Below are 17997 nucleotides of genomic sequence, written 5' to 3' on the forward strand. Positions count from 1 at the left end.
AATTCCCCCATCGCCCCGCGCATGCGGGGCGTCGCCACGCCCGCGGCGCGCGACTACACAAGTTTTGGATGAACCTGCCTGTGGGGGAGAGGGAGTGCGCAGCGCTCAAGGCGCCCGGGAACTCCCCAGCAAGGATAGCGGATCAGGCCGTTGCGCGGCCCAGAAACTCCTTGACCTCATAGCCCGGCATGAAATTGCCGAGACGCTTGATTTCCCATTGCAGCAGGATGCCGGAATGCTCCAGCACGCGGCTGCGCACGGTTTCGCCGAGATATTCCAGCTCGTGGCCGGTCGCCTGCCCCGTGTTGATCATGAAGTTGCAATGCATCGGCGACATCTGCGCGCCGCCGATCAGCATGCCGCGGCAACCCGCCTCGTCGATGAGCTTCCAGGCCGAATGGCCCTCGGGGTTCTTGAAAGTCGAGCCGCCGGTCTTTTCGCGGATCGGCTGGACGGTCTCGCGGTGCTGGCGCACGGCGTCCATCCTGGCGCGGATCTCATCCTTGTCGCCCGGCTGCCCCTGGAACACGGCGTGCGTGAAGATCAGATCCTTGGGCGCGGAGGAATGGCGGTAGCTGTAGCCCATATCGGCATTGGAGAGCACATGCTGGTTGCCCTTGCGGTCGATCGCATGGACTTCCACGACGAGGTCCTTCGTCTCGCCGCCATTGGCGCCGGCATTCATGCGCAGCGCGCCGCCTATGGCGCCGGGAATGCCGTAATAGAACTCGAAGCCGGCAATGCCGTGATCGAGCGCCATGGCGGCGATGTTCTTGTCCGGGCAGATGCCGCCCGCCTTGATGCGGTTTTCGCCGACAAGCTCGACGTCGCCAAAACCCTTGGCCGAAAGGCGGATGACGACGCCGGGAATGCCGCCGTCGCGCACGAGAAGGTTCGAGCCGACACCCGTCACGGTCAGCGGCACTTCGTCCGGCAGCAGTTTCAGGAAGGTCGAGAGATCTTCGATGTCATGCGGGTGGAACATCAGTTCGGCAAAGCCGCCGGCGCGGAACCAGGTCACGCGGTCCATCGGCGCGTCCGGCGTCAGACGGCCACGCACCGCCTTGATGCCCTCGCCCAGCGACGCCAGAAGTTTTGCTCCATCGACCGTTCTCATGCCACCTCACCCGAAATGCCTGCCAATTCCCTAGGCAACGCCTGCGCCCAATGCGTGATGCTGCCAGCCCCCAAGAGAACCACAAAGTCGCCCGGCTTTGCAATGCCGGCGACGATCTCGGCCAATCCATCCGGCGAAGCGAGGAACCGCGCATCGCGGTGACCGGCGGACTTGATGCGCGAAACCAGTTCTTCCGCAGTCACGCCCTCGATCGGGTCCTCACCCGCCGCATAGATCGGCGGGATCAAGATCGTGTCCGCATCGTTGAAGCAGCCGGCGAACTCCTCGAAGAGGCTCGCCACGCGGCTGTAGCGGTGCGGCTGGTGGATCGCGATGATGCGCCCCGCGCTCGCTTCGCGCGCGGCGCGCAGCACAGCCTTGATCTCGACGGGATGGTGGCCGTAATCGTCATAGACGCTGACACCGTTCCAGCTGCCGGTGAAGGTGAAGCGGCGCTTGACGCCGCCAAAGCTCGCAAGCCCCTTGGCGATCTGCTCCGGCGAGATGCCGAGACGCTGGGCGACCGCGATGGCCGCCGTGGCGTTGGAAACATTGTGGCGACCGGGCATCGGCAGGCGCAGGTCATTTAGCGAAATCACCTGGCCGGTGCGGCGGCGGCGGATTTCGACGTCGAAGACGGAGGTCGCGCCATCCATGCGGATATTGGAAAAGCGCACGTCGGCCTGCGGGTTCTCACCGTAGGTGATGACCTTGCGATCCTCGATGCGGCTGACCATGGCCTGCACTTCCGGATGGTCGAGGCACATGACGCCGAAACCGTAGAACGGCACGTTCTCGACGAACTGGCGGAAGGCCGCGCGCACGGCGTCGAAATTGCCGTAGTGGTCGAGATGCTCGGGGTCGATATTGGTGACGATGGCGATTTCGGCCGGCAGCTTCAGGAAGGTGCCATCCGATTCGTCGGCCTCCACCACCATCCACTCGCCCTCGCCCATGCGGGCATTGGTGCCGTAAGCGTTGATGATGCCGCCATTGACGACCGTCGGATCGAGACCGCCGGCTTCGAGCAGCGTGGCGACCATCGACGTGGTCGTCGTCTTGCCATGCGTACCGCCGACGGCGATCGCATTGCGGAAACGCATCAGTTCGGCGAGCATTTCCGCGCGGCGCACGACCGGCAGAAGCTTTTCGCGCGCCGCGATGAGTTCCGGGTTGTTCTTCTTGATGGCGGTGGAGACGACCACGACTTCCGCCTCGCCGAGGTTTTCCGCCTTGTGGCCGACAAAAACCTCGATGCCCTTTTCACGCAGGCGCTGCACATTGGCGCTCTCTGCCTGGTCGGAGCCCTGCACCTTGTGGCCGAGATTGTGCAGCACTTCGGCGATACCGCTCATGCCGATGCCGCCAATGCCGATGAAATGAACGAGCCCTATGCTCTTCGGCATCTTCATGGCCGTTCTCCCTTGAATTGTGCGATGGTCTTGCCGCCCGCAATAGCCTCAACCATCAAGGCGAGCAAGCGCGCGGCATCCGGTTTGCCCGCCTTTCTGGCATTCGCGGCCATCGTTGCCATGCCCGAGGGGTCGCACATCGCTTTGGAAACGATACTCGCAAGGCGCTCCGTCGAAAGCTCCGATTGCGCGATCACCTTCGCCCCGCCGCCCGAAGCAAGGGCTGCGGCATTGGCCGCCTGATCGTGATCGAGCGCGTAGGGATAGGGCACCAGAACGGACGGGCGGCCGATGACCGAGACTTCCGAAACGGTCGAGGCACCGGAACGGCTGATGATGAGATGCGCATGACCGATACGATCGGCCATGTCGGTGAAGAACGGCGAAACGTCGGCAGGGATGCCCAGGTCGGCATAGCTGCGCACCACCTCGTCGCGATCTTCCGGCCGCGCCTGCTGGGTGATCCTCAGTCGTGCCCGGTCCGCCGGCTCGAGAGCCGCGATCGCCGAGGGAATGGCCTTGGAAAAGAACTGCGCGCCCTGGCTGCCGCCGAACACGACGAGACGGAACTCTCCGTCGACAGACGCTTCGTAGGCAATGGTGGCGGCATCCAGAACGGCCGGACGCACCGGATTGCCCGTCGTCACCGTCTTGTCCGAATATTGCCCGCCCGTCTCCGGCAGGAAGCCGCCGGCAATGGCTTTCACGCGCGCGGCAAGCGCCTTGTTGGCGCGGCCCATCACGGCGTTTTGCTCGTGGATCATCGAGGGGATGCCCATACCGGTGGCGGCGAGAAGCGGCGGCAGGGTCGGATAACCGCCGAAACCGACAACGACCTTCGGCTTCAGCCGGGTCATCAGTTTTCGCGCGACGCGAATGCCCTTCCAAAGCGTGAAGAGGGATTTCGCGACGCTGATCGGGTTCTTCGAACCGATCGTCGCCGAGGGAACGACATGGATTTCGTCCGCCGGAAACTTGCCGGCAAAACGCTCGGCGCGGCTGTCGGTGACGAGATGCACCGACCAGCCGCCGGCCTTCAGCTCATGCGCGAGCGCCTCTGCGGGAAAGAGATGGCCGCCGGTGCCACCGGCGGCGAGGAGAACGATGCCTTTGGTCATTCGAAACCCTTATTCAGCGGGCGCCATGATGCCGCCGCGGAAGAGGCTGCGCTCGGAGGCGCGCTTTTCCGGCCGGTGGCGGGTCAGCGCCAGGATGAAGCCGGCCGTGATGCAGATCGCGATCATCGACGAGCCGCCGTAGGAGATGAGCGGCAGCGTCATGCCCTTGGCCGGCAGCAGTTCGAGGTTCACGCCGATATTGATCATCGACTGGATGCCGAGCTGCAGCACGAGGCCTGCCACGGCGAAACGCGTAAAGTCGTTGCGCTCCTTGAAGGCATGGTTGAGGCCGCGCATCACCACGAAGGCGAAGATCGCGACAATGACCATGCAGAAGATGATGCCGAACTCTTCCGCCGCAACGGAAAAGATGAAGTCGGTATGGCTATCGGGAATGATGCGCTTGACGGTGCCCTCGCCGGGGCCCTGGCCGAACCAGTTGCCTCGAATGATGGCTTCACGCGCCGTATCCATCTGGAATGTATCGCCTTCGCCCGTCATGAATTTGTCGATACGTCCGGCGACGTGCGGCAGGAACGTATAGGCCGTGAGCAGGCCGCCGACGGCAGCACCACCGAGCACGACGATCCACAGCCAGGGCATGCCGGCCATGAAGAACATGCCGCCCCAGACGGCGGCCGTCAGGATGGTCTGGCCGAGGTCAGGCTGGGCGACGAGCAGGGCCGCGACGATGCCGAAGAGGATGATGGCAAAGAGGTTTCCGGGGATTTCCGGCTGGCGGGCATGTTCGGAAAACAGCCAGGCGCAGATGATGACGAAGGCGGGCTTCATGAACTCCGACGGCTGGATGGAGAGGCTGCCGATGGAGATCCAGCGCCGCGAGCCCTTCACTTCGACGCCGAAGAACAGCGCCAGCACCATGGCGGCAAGCGAAATGACCAGGAGGATCATCGCCGCCCGGCGCACTTGGCGCGGCGACAGGAAGGAGATGCCGAACATGATGGCGATCGCCGGCACGAGGAACATCGCGTGGCGTCGCACGAAGTGGAAGCTGTCAAGGCCGATACGCTCGGCGACCGCCGGACTTGCCGCGAAGGACAGCATGAAACCAAGGCCCATCAGAAGGATGAAGGCCGCGAGGAAGAACCGGTCTATCGTCCAGAACCAGTCCGCCAATGCACCGCGTTCGGCACGACTAACCATGTCTCTTTCCCCTGTTTCAGATCAATTCCGGACCGAGCCGCCGCACGCGACTGCCGGAATCGTGCAATTTCAAACGGCGACCAGCATGGACACGCCCGGCACGCCGGCAACGTGTTTCACAAAGGCGTCACCACGCACTTCAAAATTCTTGTACTGGTCGAAGCTTGCGCAAGCCGGGGAAAGCAGAACGGCAACCGGGCCGCTGCCATCGCTCTCAGCATCCGCCGCCGCGTCCGCCACGGCCTGCTCCAGCGTGCCCGACATGGCGTGGGGCACCGTATCGCCGAGCGTCTCGGCAAAAGCCGACGCGGCTTCACCGATGAGATAGGCCTTGGCGATCTTCGGGAAGAAACTGCCAAGGGAAGAGATGCCCCCCTCCTTCGGCACGCCGCCGGCGATCCAGTAGATGCGCTCGAAGCTCGACAGCGCCGGTGCTGCCGCATCGGCATTCGTCGCCTTGGAATCGTTGACGAAGAGCGTGTCGCCCTTCCGGCCGACCGGCTGCATGCGATGCTTCAGGCCGGGGAAGGACTCCAGGCCCGCACGGATCTCGTTTTCGCTGATACCGACCGCGAGGCAGGCGGCAACAGCGGCTGCCGCGTTCTGCGCGTTGTGGCTGCCGCGCAAGGTCTGGATCGACGAGAGATCGGCGATCTCACGCGTCGCGCCGCCCTGCGCGTGGATCAGCCGGGCGCCCTCGGCATAAATGCCATCGGCCAGCACGTTGCGCTTGGAGATGCGCACGACCTTCGTTCCCGCGCGTTCGATGCGGTCGGCGATACCGGCACAATAGGTATCGTCCACGCCGACGATGGCTGTCTTGCTGTTGGCGACCAGCCGTTCCTTGACGTCGGCATAGTGCTGCATCGAGCCATGGCGATCGAGATGATCGGGCGTGAGGTTGAGCAGAATGCCGGCAGAGGGGTTTAGGCTCGGCGCGAGGTCGATCTGGTAGGACGAGCACTCGACGACATAGAAGCGGCCCATCTTCGGCGGATCGAGCGTCAGCACGGCCGTACCGATATTGCCGCCGAGTTGCGTGTCGCGGCCGGAAGATTTCAGGATATGGGCGATGAGCGCCGTCGTGGTCGACTTGCCGTTCGTGCCTGTTATGGCGATGAAGGGGCAATCCGGCGCATGCGCCCGGCGCTCGCGCGCGAAAAGCTCGACGTCACCGATGATCTCCACACCGGCGGCGCTGGCAAGCCCGGCACTCCAGTGCGGCTTCGGATGGGTCAGCGGCACGCCGGGCGAGAGCACCAGCGTGTCGATGCTTTTCCAGTCGAGCTCACGCAGGTCGCCGGTTTTCACGCCGGCAGCGGAAGCGTTCTCGACGCTTGCCGGACTGTCGTCCCACGCGATGACATCAGCGCCACCCGCGGCGAGCGCCAGCGCGGTCGCCAGACCGGAGCCGCCGAGGCCGAAGAGCGCGACCGACTTTCCCTTCAATGTGGTGACGGGGATCATCGGAGTGCCTTACCGCAGCTTGAGCGTGGACAGGCCGACCAGCGCCAGGATGACGGCGATGATCCAGAAGCGGATGACGACCTGGCTTTCCGTCCAGCCCTTCTTTTCGAAGTGGTGGTGGATCGGCGCCATCAGGAAGACGCGCTTGCCGGTGAGCTTGAACGAACCGACCTGGATGATGACCGACAGCGTCTCCATGACGAAGAGGCCGCCGATAATGGCCATGACGATCTCGTGTTTGGTGGCGACGGCAACGGTGCCGATAAGGCCACCCAGCGCCAGCGAACCGGTATCGCCCATGAAAATGGCGGCGGGCGGCGCGTTGAACCACAGGAAGCCGAGGCCGGCACCGATGACGGCGCCGAGAACGACGGCGAGTTCACCCGTGCCGGGCACGAAATGGATCTGCAGATAGTTCGCAAACACCGCGTTGCCGGCGAGATAGGCGATGACCCCGAAGGAGGCGGCCGAGATCATGACCGGGACCGTGGCGAGACCGTCGAGGCCGTCCGTCAGGTTGACGGCGTTGCCGGCAGCGACGATGACGAAACCACCGAAGAGCACGAAGAACATGCCCAGATTGACGATCAGGTCCTTGGCGAAGGGGAAGGCGATGGACGAGCCGAAGGTCGAGCCGGCCGGACCTGTGGCCAGCGAGGCGCGCATCATGAAATAGGTCGCGGCACCGGCGATCAGGAACTCGAGGCCAAGGCGAGCCTTGCCGGAAAAGCCCTTGTCGGTCTGCTTGGTGACCTTCAGGTAGTCGTCATAGAAGCCGATGGCGCCGAATCCGAGCGTGACGAGCAGTGTGGCGACCACATAGACGTTGGACAGGTCGGCCCAGAGCAGCGCGCTGCCGACGATGCCGGCCAGGATCATCAGGCCGCCCATCGTTGGCGTGCCGGCCTTCTTGAAATGCGTCTGCGGTCCGTCGGCGCGGATCGGCTGGCCCTTGCCCTGGCGGACACGAAGCGACGAGATGATCATCGGTCCGAACAGGAAGACGATCGTAGCGGAGGTGAACAGCGCAGCGCCGGTCCGGAAGGTAATGTAGCGAAACAGGTTGAACACCTGAATGGTGTCAGCCAGCTCGACGAGCCAAAGCAGCATTGTCACCCTTTCCCCAAAAGGTTCCCCGAAGCGTCCGCGGCGTGACGGGCCGGCGGACAGAGAAGCAAATCACATAAAGAAGAAGGTCCGGCGGACATCTGCCCGGCCGAACCCCTCCTCAACTCTCGTGTTCCCCATCGGAGAACGCCGGATATTTGTCAAGCAGGGCCGCCACGATGCGGCTGAAACCCGTGCCCTTGGACGATTTGACGACCAGAACGTCACCGGCGCGCACGGCATCCAGTGCGTATTTGGCAAGCTCGTCGGCCGTTTCGCGGTATTCGCGATCAACACCTTCGGGCAGCGCATCGCGAAGCGCCGCCATGTCGGGACCACCGAGCCAGACATCCGCGATGCCGGCTTCGACAAGCGGTTCGGCAAGGCCGGCATGGACGGCGGGCGAATGTTCGCCCATTTCCAGCATATCGCCGAGCACGGCGATGCGCCGGCCCGCACCGTGCGGTTCGCCATCGCGCAGCAGCGAGATCGCCGCGCGCATCGAGGCCGGATTGGCATTGTAGCTTTCGTCGATCAGCGTGAACCAGCCATCATCCTTGGCGAGCCGGTGGCGCCGGCCGCGCCCTTTCTCGGCCTGCATGGTGGCAAGCCCGCCCATCGCCTTCTCGATATCCGCGCCGGCCAGATGCACCGCACCGAGCACCGCAACGGCATTTTCCGCGATGTGCCTGCCGGGCGCGCCCATCGGCACTTCCAGCGTCTGGCCACCCACGGCGGCGCGCAGCAGACTGCCTTCCGCGCTCGGCAGGAAGTCGAGCAGGCGGAACTCCGACTTGGGATCGGCGCCGAAGGAGTGGATATGCGAGACCCCTGCGGCCTGCGCCGCCTTTTCGAGGAACGCGAACTGCTCGTTGTCGCGATTGAGGATGGCGTGACCGCCCCGCACCACGCCTTCGAAGATTTCGGCCTTGGCGGCGGCGATCTCTTCGAGATCGCGGAAATTGCCGAGATGGGCCGGCGCGATCGTCGTGATCAGCGCGATATGCGGACGCACCATGGCGACCAGCGGGCGTATCTCGTTGGCGTGGTTCATGCCGACTTCGAAGACGCCGTAGTCCGTGGTCTCGGGCATGCGCGCCAGCGTCAGCGGCACGCCCCAATGGTTGTTGAACGAGGCGACGGAGGCATGCACGCTACCGGATGGCGAAAGCGCCTGGCGCAGCATCTCCTTGCTCGTCGTCTTGCCGACCGAGCCGGTGACCGCGATGATGCGGGCCGCCGTGCGGTCGCGCGCCGCGCAACCGAGATCGACCAGCGCCTGCAGCACGTCCTGCACCACGATCATCGGCGTGACGAGACGACCGAGCGCGGGCAGCTTGCCCTCGCTGACGACGAGCAGCGCCGCACCGTTGGCGACGGCAAAACTCGCGAAATCATGACCGTCGACACGGTCGCCCTTGATGGCGAAAAAGGCTTCACCCGCACCGATTTCGCGGCTGTCGATGGAAATGCCGGTCACGCCCTGCGGCAGGTTGCCGATGGGGCGGCCGTGCATGGCGGCGATGAGATCAGCGCTGGTCCAAAGCCATTTCAACGGTCGAGTTCCTCCAGCGCCTTGCGCAGTTCCGCATGGTCGGAGAACGGCAGCGTCACGGCGCCCACGGTCTGCCCCTCCTCATGCCCCTTGCCGGCGACGATCAGCGTATCGCCCGCCTGCAGCATCGTCACCGCCCCGCGGATCGCCTGCGCACGGTCGCCGATCTCGGTGGCGCCGGGTGCGGCAACCATGATCTCGGACCGGATGACATCAGGCACTTCCGAACGCGGGTTGTCGTCCGTCACGATCACCACGTCTGCGAGACGCGTGGCGATCTCGCCCATGATCGGGCGCTTGCCCTTGTCGCGATCGCCGCCGCAGCCGAAGACCACGATGACGCGGCCAGTCGTGAAGGGGCGCACGGATGTCAGCACGTTTTCCAGCGCATCCGGCTTGTGCGCATAATCCACATAGGTGAGCGCGCCGTTTTTCGCGTGGCCGACCAGTTCGAGGCGGCCGGGCGCGCCGATCAGCTTTTCGAGTGCAGCCATGGCGACCGCAGCCGGAACATCCGTCGACATGGCAAGGCCGGCCGCAACAAGGGCATTGGCCACCTGGAAATCGCCGGCCAGCGGGATGTGCACTTCATAGATATCGTCACCGACATGGATTTCGGCGGTCTGCTTGTGGCGGAAATGCTCGACGCGCTTCAACGCGAGATAGTCACCCTTGCGGCCAACCGTGCGCACGTCGAGGCCAGCCTTGCGCGCGGCGTCGATTGCGACGCCCGACCATTCGTCGTCGGCATAGATGACAGCCGGAGCGCCCTTTGCCAAAAGCGTATCGAACAGCCGCATCTTGGAGGCCATATAGTGCTCGACCGTTGGATGGTAATCCATGTGGTCGCGGCCGAGATTGGTGAAGGCGGCGGCAGCGAGCTTCACGCCGTCCAGGCGCGACTGGTCGAGGCCGTGGCTGGAGGCTTCCATGGCCGCGTGGGTGACGCCGGCATCGGCAAGCTCGGCAAGCAGCGCATGCAGCGACACCGGATCGGGCGTCGTCAGCGAGCCGTAGTCGTTGCGGCCGGGTGCGACGACACCGGTCGTACCGATCATCGCGGCGGCATGGCCGGCATGCGCCCAGATCTGGCGGGTGAAGGAAGCGACAGAGGTTTTCCCCGCAGTGCCGGTGACGGCCACCATGGTTTCCGGCTGGCGTCCGTAGAATTTTGCGGCGGCAAGCGCCAGAAAGCGACGCGGCTCGGCAGCAACGATGACCGGAACGGACGTTTCGGCTTTGACGCCCTCGGCAACGACAACGGCTGCCGCACCGCGCGACACCGCATCCGCGATGAAGACGCTGCCATCGGCCTTGCTACCCGTCAGCGCGACAAAGAGGTCGCCCGGCTTTACCCTCCGGCTGTCGCTGGTAATGCCGCTTACCGTTGCGGCGGTTGCGGCGCCCAGGTTGTTGCTTTCGGGTCCGGCGAGGTCACTGATCTTCATTGTCCGCTCTATTGCTGTCTGGGGGCGCCGTTTCGCTTCCGAATCGACGCCCCGTCTTCTCCGTTCAATAAGACACAAGCAAGGCAGACCCGTCCTCACCGAATTTCGGCTTTACACCGAGAAGGGCAGCCGAACGGCGAATGATCTCGCCCACCATGGGCGCCGCGTTGAGACCGGCGGTGCGCCCCCCGCCCTCACCCGTCTGCGGCGCGTCGATAAAGGTCAGGACCACATATTTCGGGTCGTCTATCGGGAAGGCGGACAGGAAGGCGTTGAAGTTCTGCGTGTTCGAATAGCGGCCGCCGACAACCTTGTTGGCCGTGCCCGTCTTGCCGCCGACATTGAAGCCGGGAACCAGCGCGCGCCGGCCGGAGCCGTCATTAGCATTCAGCTTGAAGAGGTAGCGCATCTTGTCGACGGTGTCGGGGTTCACGACCACCTTGGCGATTTCGTTTGCCTCCTCGGCCGTGCGAGGCAGGAATGTCGGGTTGATGAGCCGGCCGCCATTCATGAGGGCGGCAGCGGCCACCGCCGTCTGCAGCGGCGTCGTGGAAACCCCGTGGCCGAAGGAGATGGTGATCGAGTTGATCTTCTTCCATTCGCGCGGCTGCGACGGTGTCTTCACTTCCGGCAGTTCGGTCTCCATCCGGGTCAGCAGGCCAAGGCGGGTCAGGAACTCCTTGTGCCCTGCGATACCGACGACGTCAGCCATCTTGGCCGTGCCGATGTTCGACGAATACTGGAAGATTTCCGGCACGGTCAGCACGCGGTGCTTGCCGTGGAAGTCCTTGATGGTGAAGCCGCCGATGCGGATAGGCGCGCGCGCGTCAAAGCTGTCGGTGATCTTCACCTTGCCCGAATCGAGCGCCATGGCGGTCGTGAAGCTCTTGAAGGTGGAGCCCATCTCGAACGTGCCGTTCGACATGCGGTTCATCCAGCCGTCCTTGGCACCTTCGGCCGGGTTGTTCGGATCGTAATCCGGCACCGAGGCCATGGCGAGGATTTCGCCGGTATTGACATCCATCACGACGGCACCGGCGGCAAGCGCCTTGTACTTCTCCATGCCGTCCTTGACGACCTCGCGCACGATGGCTTGGACGCGGAGATCGATGGAGAGGCGCACCGGCTCCAGCTTGGCGTCGCTCGTCATGCCGATGGCGGCAAGATCGGCAAGGCCCTGGCTGTCGATATAACGCTCCATGCCGGCAATGCCGCGGTTGTCGATATTGACATGGCCGACGACGTGCGAAGCGGTCGCACCGCCCGGATAGAAGCGACGCTTTTCCGGCCGGAAGCCGACGCCGGGAATACCGAGCGCCAGGATGCGGCTCTGCTGCTTGGGTGTCAGCTGGCGCTTCAGCCATTGGAAGCGCGACTTGGAGGTGAGCTTGCGATAAATCCCGCGACGGTCGAGATCCGGCAGCACCGTCGCCAGCATTTCGACGGCTTCGTCTGCATCGACGATCTTGTGCGGCTCGGCATAGAGCGAGACGGTGCGGATGTCGGTGGCGAGGATTTCCCCGTTACGGTCGACGATATCGGGGCGCGAGGCCATCAGGTGATCGGCCGGGCCGATGGCGGAAACGGTTTCGGGCGAGGCCATGCCATACTGCACAAGGCGGCCGCCAATGACGGCGTAGGCGATCCCGAAGCAGCAGATCATGACGGCGACGCGGCTGCGGGCCTGCGAACCCGAGCGCTTGCGCGTGCCCTCGAAAGCCGGGCCGCCCGCGCCGGTATTGTTGTTGCCGCCGGCGTTGAAATGCGCCTTGCTTTTGATGACCATGATGCGGGAGAGGAAAGACATCAGCGCGCCACCGATCCGGTTTGGATTGCATCCGTGCCCGAGGCTTTCTTCTTGTTCTGCTTGCCGTCGGCCACCTTCTCGTCCTTGGCAGGCTCCAGCGCCGGCAATTCGGCCATCGGCATCGGCAACTCGTTCGGCTGCGCGAGCTGGGTCGATTCGGTCGGCACGAGCTTCAGGTCGGCTTCAAAGGTCTTCACGAGACGATTGAGACGGTTCGGCTGGGACAGCAGCGCCCAGTCGGCCTTGAGAAGGTCGATCGTATCCTCCTCCAGCTTGATCTCGGCGTCGAGCTTGCGCACCTCTTCCAGCTTGTTCTCAGCCTGGTGCTTGAGCGAATAGGTGACGGTGGCTGCTGCGGTCATGACGGCGATCATCACGACATCAAGGGTACGGAACATCACTCAGCTTCCCATCTTCTCGATGCTGGCAAGGTTGGGCAGATTGAAAATGGACAGATCATCCGTCCCGGCAGGAGCGCTGGTGCGCTCGCCTGCCCTCAGCTTCGCGGATCTGGCGCGCGGGTTGACCGCGCTCTCCTCGTCACTGGCCGCCACCATAGGGCGCCCGACTGGTGCGAAGGTTGCGGCCTTGTCGTGAACCTCGGGAAGGTGCCGGGAGCCAGCCGCCTTGCCCGAGCGATCCTGGAAGAATTTCTTGACGATGCGGTCTTCCAGCGAATGGAAGGAGACGATGACGAGACGCCCGCCCGGCTTCAGCGCCCGCTCGGCGGCAAACAGCGCTTCGGCAAGCTCGCCGAGTTCGTCGTTGACGAAGACACGCAGCGCCTGGAACACGCGCGTCGCCGGATGGATCTTGTCCTTCGCCTTGCGCGGCGTCGTCAGCTCGATGAGATTGGCAAGCTGGCGCGTCGTGGTGAAGGGCTCCTTCTCGCGCGCCTTCTCGATGGCGCGGGCGATGCGCCCGGCCTGCTTCTCCTCACCCAGGAAACCGAAGATGCGGATAAGATCGGAAACTTTCGCGCGGTTCACCACGTCGGCGGCCGAAACGCCCGATGCGGACATACGCATGTCGAGCGGGCCGTTCTTCTGGAACGAAAAGCCGCGCTCGGCCTCGTCGATCTGCATGGAGGACACGCCGATATCGAGCACGACGCCATCAAGCCCGCCTGCGGGCGCATGATCGGCGAGCTCGGAAAAACGCGAATGGATGAGGGTCAGCCGGCCACCGGAGGCCTTGACCAGTTCCTGCCCGCCGGAAATGGCATTGGGATCGCGGTCGAGGCCGATGACGTCGGCGCCGGCAGCAAGGATGGCGGACGTATAGCCGCCTGCCCCGAAGGTGCCGTCGAGAATGATCTCACCGGGCTTGGGCGCAAGCGCCTCGATGACCTCGGAGAGAAGAACCGGAATGTGACGGACCGGTCCGCCTTCGGCATCAGTAAAACCTCCGCCTAGATCCGCCGTCATTCCGATTCTCCGTCTTATTCCGAGCCCAGGCCTCGCATCCTGAACTCTTCCCGGGCCGCCGCCTGCGTGGCTTCGAATATCTGCGGTGCCCAGAGCTGAAAATGATCCGCCCGACCGACAAAGGTCACATCCGTCGTGATGCCCGTGAAATCCCGGATGAAATCCGTGACCGGCAGGCGCCCCTCCGAATCGAGCTTCATGAAGACCCCGCCCCCGTGAATGAGGAGCGACATCCGATTGGCTTTCGGCGAGAAAACATCCTCGCTGGCGATCTGGCGCTCGAAACGATCGAGCAGATCCAGCCCACCGACGCTGATCGCCGGAAACAAGAAATCCTGGAAGCAATACAGCTCCCGGATGTCGCGTTGCGCGAGCACGGAGCGAAACGCCGAAGGAACGGAAACCCTTCCCTTGGCATCGACCCTGTTCGTCGCATTCGACAGGAACCGGTTCATGACACGATACAGCCGTTCCCCAAGCCGGGACGCTGTGCATCCACCCCGGCAAATCCAACACCACACTGCGCGCAGGCACCAGCGCTGATGCAACGCTTACGCGTCGCACCGTCCCCAGCCGGTTTGCCTCAAAGCTTAGCGATGATCGGACGCTCATGCGTCCTCGTGCAGTGTGATTTTGGGATACCATGGGACCATATGGGCGTCAATGGGAAGTGACCTCGTTCCCCGCGTTCAGACCGTCAAACGTTTATAAGCTGTTAAGTTTAACAAAACGTTAGGAAGCGCCCCGCAACGCCTTGTATTTGCAGACGACAAGACACCATCCGCGTGCGTTTCAACGCACGGCAAGGCATGCGCGAAACCCTAGGATTTCAGCGCATTAGCCGGTCATGAAAAAAACGTCGAAAGGGAAAGTTTTGGCGGTCAACCCGCATGTCGGGTTCAGGGTGCATCAGCAAGCAGGTGCCGCTCGCGTAGCAAATCGCGGCGGGCTTCATGGCGCTTCGCACGCCGCCCCGCAACAACGGCGTCACGCCGTGCGCCACATTAACCTGAGGAGGCAACCAGCCTCCTCAGGATGCCGATACGGTCGGCACGACAACAGCAAGCGTTACATAATATCAAAATTATCCGACGTAAGAGCCAAGCCTTTGTTCAGGATTGCAAATTGAACCGCGACAGCGCGACCATTTCCATCAGCATCGTAGTACAGGGCGCCAGTCTTGTTGTTATATATGACGCGATCAAATTCATCCTGAGCTTTTACCCCAATACGAAACTCTTCCTCAATAAGGGTGCCGAGACCGCCATGCGACCCCCGAAAGAACAGATGATCAAGGGAAATTACGTCGCTCTTCGCGGAAAAATCCGTAATCGTATCGATGTTTTTCTTGGAGGCCTTGGCATCAAAGACGAAGATATCGGCCCCGGCACCGCCGGTCAGCTTGTCCATTCCAGTTCCACCGAAGAGAACATCGTTCCCGGCGCCGGCCGCAATAACATCATTGCCTCCACGTCCGCGAACGGTATCGTCCCCACCGAAAGCATCGATAACATCCGCACCCGATCCAAGCGTGATGTCATCATCGCCGGAAAATATATTCTTGAAAATTTCGGCCTTGGAGTCTGCCGTATTCTTTCTGATAAGCGAAGAAATCAGCTTCGCGGACACATCCACTTCCGAAATATATAGCTTCCGATATGGACTGCTTACATAAACGCCTTCGACCGTACCGCCATTGAAAACTCCGGATTTCGTTGTCGACAGTCCTGTTCCAACAAAAGAAAGGAGGTCGTTATTATACCAGAAATTCGTTTCGACAGAATCTCTATACATATCATTGTGATCTCGATAGTTTTCCCAAATGAATGTTTTTTTATAGTTGAATCCATAAATTGCATCGAGAATAAAATTCGCCATTTCACGTCCTCATCAATGGCTTCGATGGAAATTCGAAGCTTGCCCAACCCGGATTGAAATTTAGATATAAGCAACACCATCGTGTCAACGGGACTGAATGGAGCTCCGACAGTCTTTCTCAGGAGCTTCACCAATTCCGGAGAATTCGAGAAGACACCATGGGAAAAACCGCGAACGAGGAAATTTTTGCCAGTTGGCCTGTAAGCCGGGTTCTGTATGGCTCCGGTTTGCACCGGAACGTGGCAGCCATTCATCTGGGACCGGACTTGCGCCCGGCCTCTTGCAACCCACCCGGATGACCGGCCCGGAAACAGGCTGGACCGCTTGCGCGGTCCGCGTCATCCCTATTCGGTTTTGCTCCCGGTGGGGTTTACCTTGCCGTCCATGTCGCCATGGCCGCGGTGGGCTCTTACCCCACCCTTTCACCCTTACCTTCCGAGGAAGGCGGTTTGCTTTCTGTGGCACTTTCCCTGGGGTCGCCCCCGCCGGACGTTATCCGGCACCGTGTTTCCGTGGAGCCCGGACTTTCCTCCCCCTGCGGCCTTTCGGCACTTGCAGAGCGCGGCTGCCCAGCCAACTGGCAGGCGCTGACTAGCCCATAGCGAAGGGAAAGGCCAGAGCCTCAGCGGAAATGAACGGCAAAATCGGTCGCATAGTCCGGTTCGTCCATCCGGCCGCGAACCACGAGGTCGGCGCCGAGGCGGCCGATCTCGTCGGAACTCTTGGCCGCCATGCCGTTGCCCCCGGTGAGAAGCGCGATCCGCTCGCTCTCGACGAAGCCGGCATAGGGATAGCCGTGCTCCGTGAAGGTGGTGACGCAGGGCGCCGAAAGGAGACGCACGGGGTTCAGGTCCGGGATCGAGCGGGCCAGCAGGCGCTGGAGATGGACGATCGCACCGGGCGTGCCCGCCCCGCGGAACCAGTCGCGAATCGCCGACTCCTCGTCGATCTCGATGTCGGTCGGATCGCCGCCGATCTTGAGATAGGAATGTCCGTCAGGATAGACGATCGGCGGCAGGAAATAGAAATGCTCCGAGGGATCGGCGCTCTCATCGATCCAGGACGGCATGTCGCGATAGGCCTCCGCCTGCCCCGGCGTCAGCTGCGCCAGCACCACGGTACGCGCCTTGACGACGAGCGCCGGCACTATCGGCAACAACCCCGGATCCCGGGCAAAGCCGCCGGTCGCTACGAGCACGCGCCCACCCGTCACCGCGCCACCCGTCTTCAGCGCCACCGATACGCGGTCGCCGACCTCCGTCACGGATACGACATCCTCGAGAACGCAAACGCCGCCCGCCTTTTCGAAGCAGGCGACCTGCGCCGCAACAAGCTTTCGAGGATCGATATAGCCCGCGCCCTTCGCCTCGAACACGCCGGAGGATGTCTCCGGCAGGTCGAACCAGGGGAACTGGGCCCGCAGTCCGCCGCGATCGAGCACTGGAGCGTCGAGCTTGTGACGCCGGGCGACGGCTGCCACCGAGGTGATGTAGTCACCGCCGGCACGGCCGGTGATCAGGCAACCCGTCTCGCCGTAGAAGGTGATACCGCTTTCGGCTTCCAGGTCCCGGTAGCGGGCGATGGAGCGTTTGGCGAGCAGTGCCCAGTCCGGATCGCCATCGATGGTGCGGGTGATGCGGCCGCTGTCGTAGTGACTGGCGAAGACGCCATCGTGGGTCTTCCAGTCCGCCGGTTCTCCCCGGCCGACAAGCGCAGCGGATGCGCCCGTGCGGATGAGGTGGCGCGCTGCGGCCGCCCCCATCATGCCCCTGCCCACGACGACGAAATCGAAATGCCGAACCATGCTTCACCTCATGTTTTGGAGGCATGGATAGCATGGCACGGTTTCGAATCCAGCCTGCGAGAAACCACTCAGTCGATAATGCTCTGCACCTTGCCGCAATAGCGCTTCGAGACCGGGTTCATGCGCTTGGCGCCGTGGCCGGCATTGTATTTGAGGATCGTGCCGCAGGTCGTACCGCCACCGAGATCATGCGCCATGGCAAGATACTTCATGCCGAACTTGATGTTCGTTTCCGGATCGTAGAGCCCCTTGGCGTTGCCGCGATACCCCATCATGCGCGCCGTCGCCGGCTTGATCTGCATGAGGCCGATTTCACCGGCGCTGCCGCGTGCCTTCGGGTTGAAATTGCTCTCGACGCGCACGACCGCATGGGCAAGATCGACCGGAACACCATAGGTCTTCGCATAGGTCTGGATGAGGCTGGAATAGCCCGCCGACTTGACGGCGTTCGTCAAAGGGTTCTCAGCCCTCGGGAATCCGGCGGTGCTCTTATAGGTCTTCAACTTGCCCACCACGACGCCGTCCTTTTCGATGACGGCCTTGCGCTTGTTGCGGTTGCCCGCGGTCTTGCGGGACTTCTGCTTGCTTGAGACCTTGGCCTTGCTCGTCCTCTCAGCCTTGGCTTTCACCGGGGTCTTGACCACGGGCTGGGATGCCAGGCGGGGACTTTGCGTTTGGATCCTTTCAGAGGCT

At 62.9% G+C, this 17997-nt stretch carries 15 protein-coding genes and 1 other RNA gene; all 16 read right to left on the minus strand.

The window, feature by feature from the left end:
- Positions 1 to 142: 142 nt before the first annotated feature.
- The 16 genes from murB to MUO32_RS13040 all read right to left on the minus strand — a co-directional run bounded on the left by murB (position 143) and on the right by MUO32_RS13040 (position 17948).
- On the minus strand, positions 143 to 1117 hold the full coding sequence (murB, locus tag MUO32_RS12965) for a UDP-N-acetylmuramate dehydrogenase (protein WP_257948717.1): 975 nt from the start codon (positions 1115 to 1117) through the stop codon (positions 143 to 145).
- Positions 1114 to 2529: a UDP-N-acetylmuramate--L-alanine ligase gene (gene murC / locus MUO32_RS12970; protein WP_257948719.1), complete on the minus strand. Its 1416-nt coding sequence runs from the start codon at positions 2527 to 2529 to the stop codon at positions 1114 to 1116. Before murC ends, murB begins: the two co-directional genes overlap by 4 nt.
- Positions 2526 to 3647 (minus strand): undecaprenyldiphospho-muramoylpentapeptide beta-N-acetylglucosaminyltransferase, encoded by a 1122-nt coding sequence (gene murG, locus MUO32_RS12975; RefSeq protein WP_257948720.1) that lies wholly within the window; start codon positions 3645 to 3647, stop codon positions 2526 to 2528. Before murG ends, murC begins: the two co-directional genes overlap by 4 nt.
- Before the next feature lie 9 nt (positions 3648 to 3656).
- On the minus strand, positions 3657 to 4811 hold the full coding sequence (ftsW, locus tag MUO32_RS12980) for a putative lipid II flippase FtsW (protein ID WP_257948721.1): 1155 nt from the start codon (positions 4809 to 4811) through the stop codon (positions 3657 to 3659).
- A 69-nt stretch (positions 4812 to 4880) separates the two neighbouring features.
- On the minus strand, positions 4881 to 6278 hold the full coding sequence (murD, locus tag MUO32_RS12985) for a UDP-N-acetylmuramoyl-L-alanine--D-glutamate ligase (protein ID WP_257948722.1): 1398 nt from the start codon (positions 6276 to 6278) through the stop codon (positions 4881 to 4883).
- A gap of 9 nt (positions 6279 to 6287) precedes the next feature.
- Positions 6288 to 7388: a phospho-N-acetylmuramoyl-pentapeptide-transferase gene (gene mraY / locus MUO32_RS12990; protein ID WP_257948723.1), complete on the minus strand. Its 1101-nt coding sequence runs from the start codon at positions 7386 to 7388 to the stop codon at positions 6288 to 6290.
- Positions 7389 to 7506: 118 nt separating this feature from the next.
- Positions 7507 to 8940 carry a UDP-N-acetylmuramoylalanyl-D-glutamyl-2,6-diaminopimelate--D-alanyl-D-alanine ligase gene (locus MUO32_RS12995; protein WP_257948724.1) on the minus strand — a complete coding sequence of 478 codons (1434 nt, stop codon included), beginning with the start codon at positions 8938 to 8940 and terminating at the stop codon, positions 7507 to 7509.
- Complete coding sequence (locus tag MUO32_RS13000; RefSeq protein ID WP_257948725.1) at positions 8937 to 10388, minus strand: UDP-N-acetylmuramoyl-L-alanyl-D-glutamate--2,6-diaminopimelate ligase; 1452 nt, start codon at positions 10386 to 10388, stop codon at positions 8937 to 8939. The genes MUO32_RS12995 and MUO32_RS13000 overlap by 4 nt, the downstream gene beginning before the upstream one ends.
- A 64-nt stretch (positions 10389 to 10452) precedes the next feature.
- Positions 10453 to 12195 (minus strand): penicillin-binding protein 2, encoded by a 1743-nt coding sequence (locus MUO32_RS13005; protein ID WP_257948726.1) that lies wholly within the window; start codon positions 12193 to 12195, stop codon positions 10453 to 10455.
- Positions 12195 to 12593, minus strand: coding sequence for a hypothetical protein (locus tag MUO32_RS13010; RefSeq protein WP_257948727.1), 399 nt, complete (start codon positions 12591 to 12593; stop codon positions 12195 to 12197). Before MUO32_RS13010 ends, MUO32_RS13005 begins: the two co-directional genes overlap by 1 nt.
- Before the next feature lie 3 nt (positions 12594 to 12596).
- Positions 12597 to 13622: a 16S rRNA (cytosine(1402)-N(4))-methyltransferase RsmH gene (gene rsmH, locus MUO32_RS13015; protein WP_257948729.1), complete on the minus strand. Its 1026-nt coding sequence runs from the start codon at positions 13620 to 13622 to the stop codon at positions 12597 to 12599.
- 14 nt (positions 13623 to 13636) lie between these two features.
- The gene (gene mraZ / locus MUO32_RS13020) at positions 13637 to 14077 is read right to left on the minus strand and encodes a division/cell wall cluster transcriptional repressor MraZ (RefSeq protein WP_257948730.1); all 441 of its coding nucleotides are present in this window, start codon (positions 14075 to 14077) and stop codon (positions 13637 to 13639) included.
- Between the two features lie 613 nt (positions 14078 to 14690).
- Complete coding sequence (locus tag MUO32_RS29305) at positions 14691 to 15500, minus strand: M10 family metallopeptidase C-terminal domain-containing protein (protein WP_308311287.1); 810 nt, start codon at positions 15498 to 15500, stop codon at positions 14691 to 14693.
- 185 nt (positions 15501 to 15685) lie between these two features.
- Positions 15686 to 16081, minus strand: an RNA gene (rnpB, locus tag MUO32_RS13030) — RNase P RNA component class A.
- Between the two features lie 41 nt (positions 16082 to 16122).
- Positions 16123 to 17304, minus strand: a complete 1182-nt coding sequence (locus MUO32_RS13035) for an FAD-binding oxidoreductase (RefSeq protein ID WP_257948731.1) — start codon at positions 17302 to 17304, stop codon at positions 16123 to 16125.
- 68 nt (positions 17305 to 17372) lie between these two features.
- Positions 17373 to 17948, minus strand: a complete 576-nt coding sequence (locus MUO32_RS13040) for a lytic transglycosylase domain-containing protein (RefSeq protein ID WP_374708640.1) — start codon at positions 17946 to 17948, stop codon at positions 17373 to 17375.
- Between the last annotated feature and the right edge of the window lie 49 nt (positions 17949 to 17997).

It is taken from the genome of Shinella sp. CPCC 101442 (assembly GCF_024704725.1).
Lineage (GTDB): Bacteria > Pseudomonadota > Alphaproteobacteria > Rhizobiales > Rhizobiaceae > Shinella.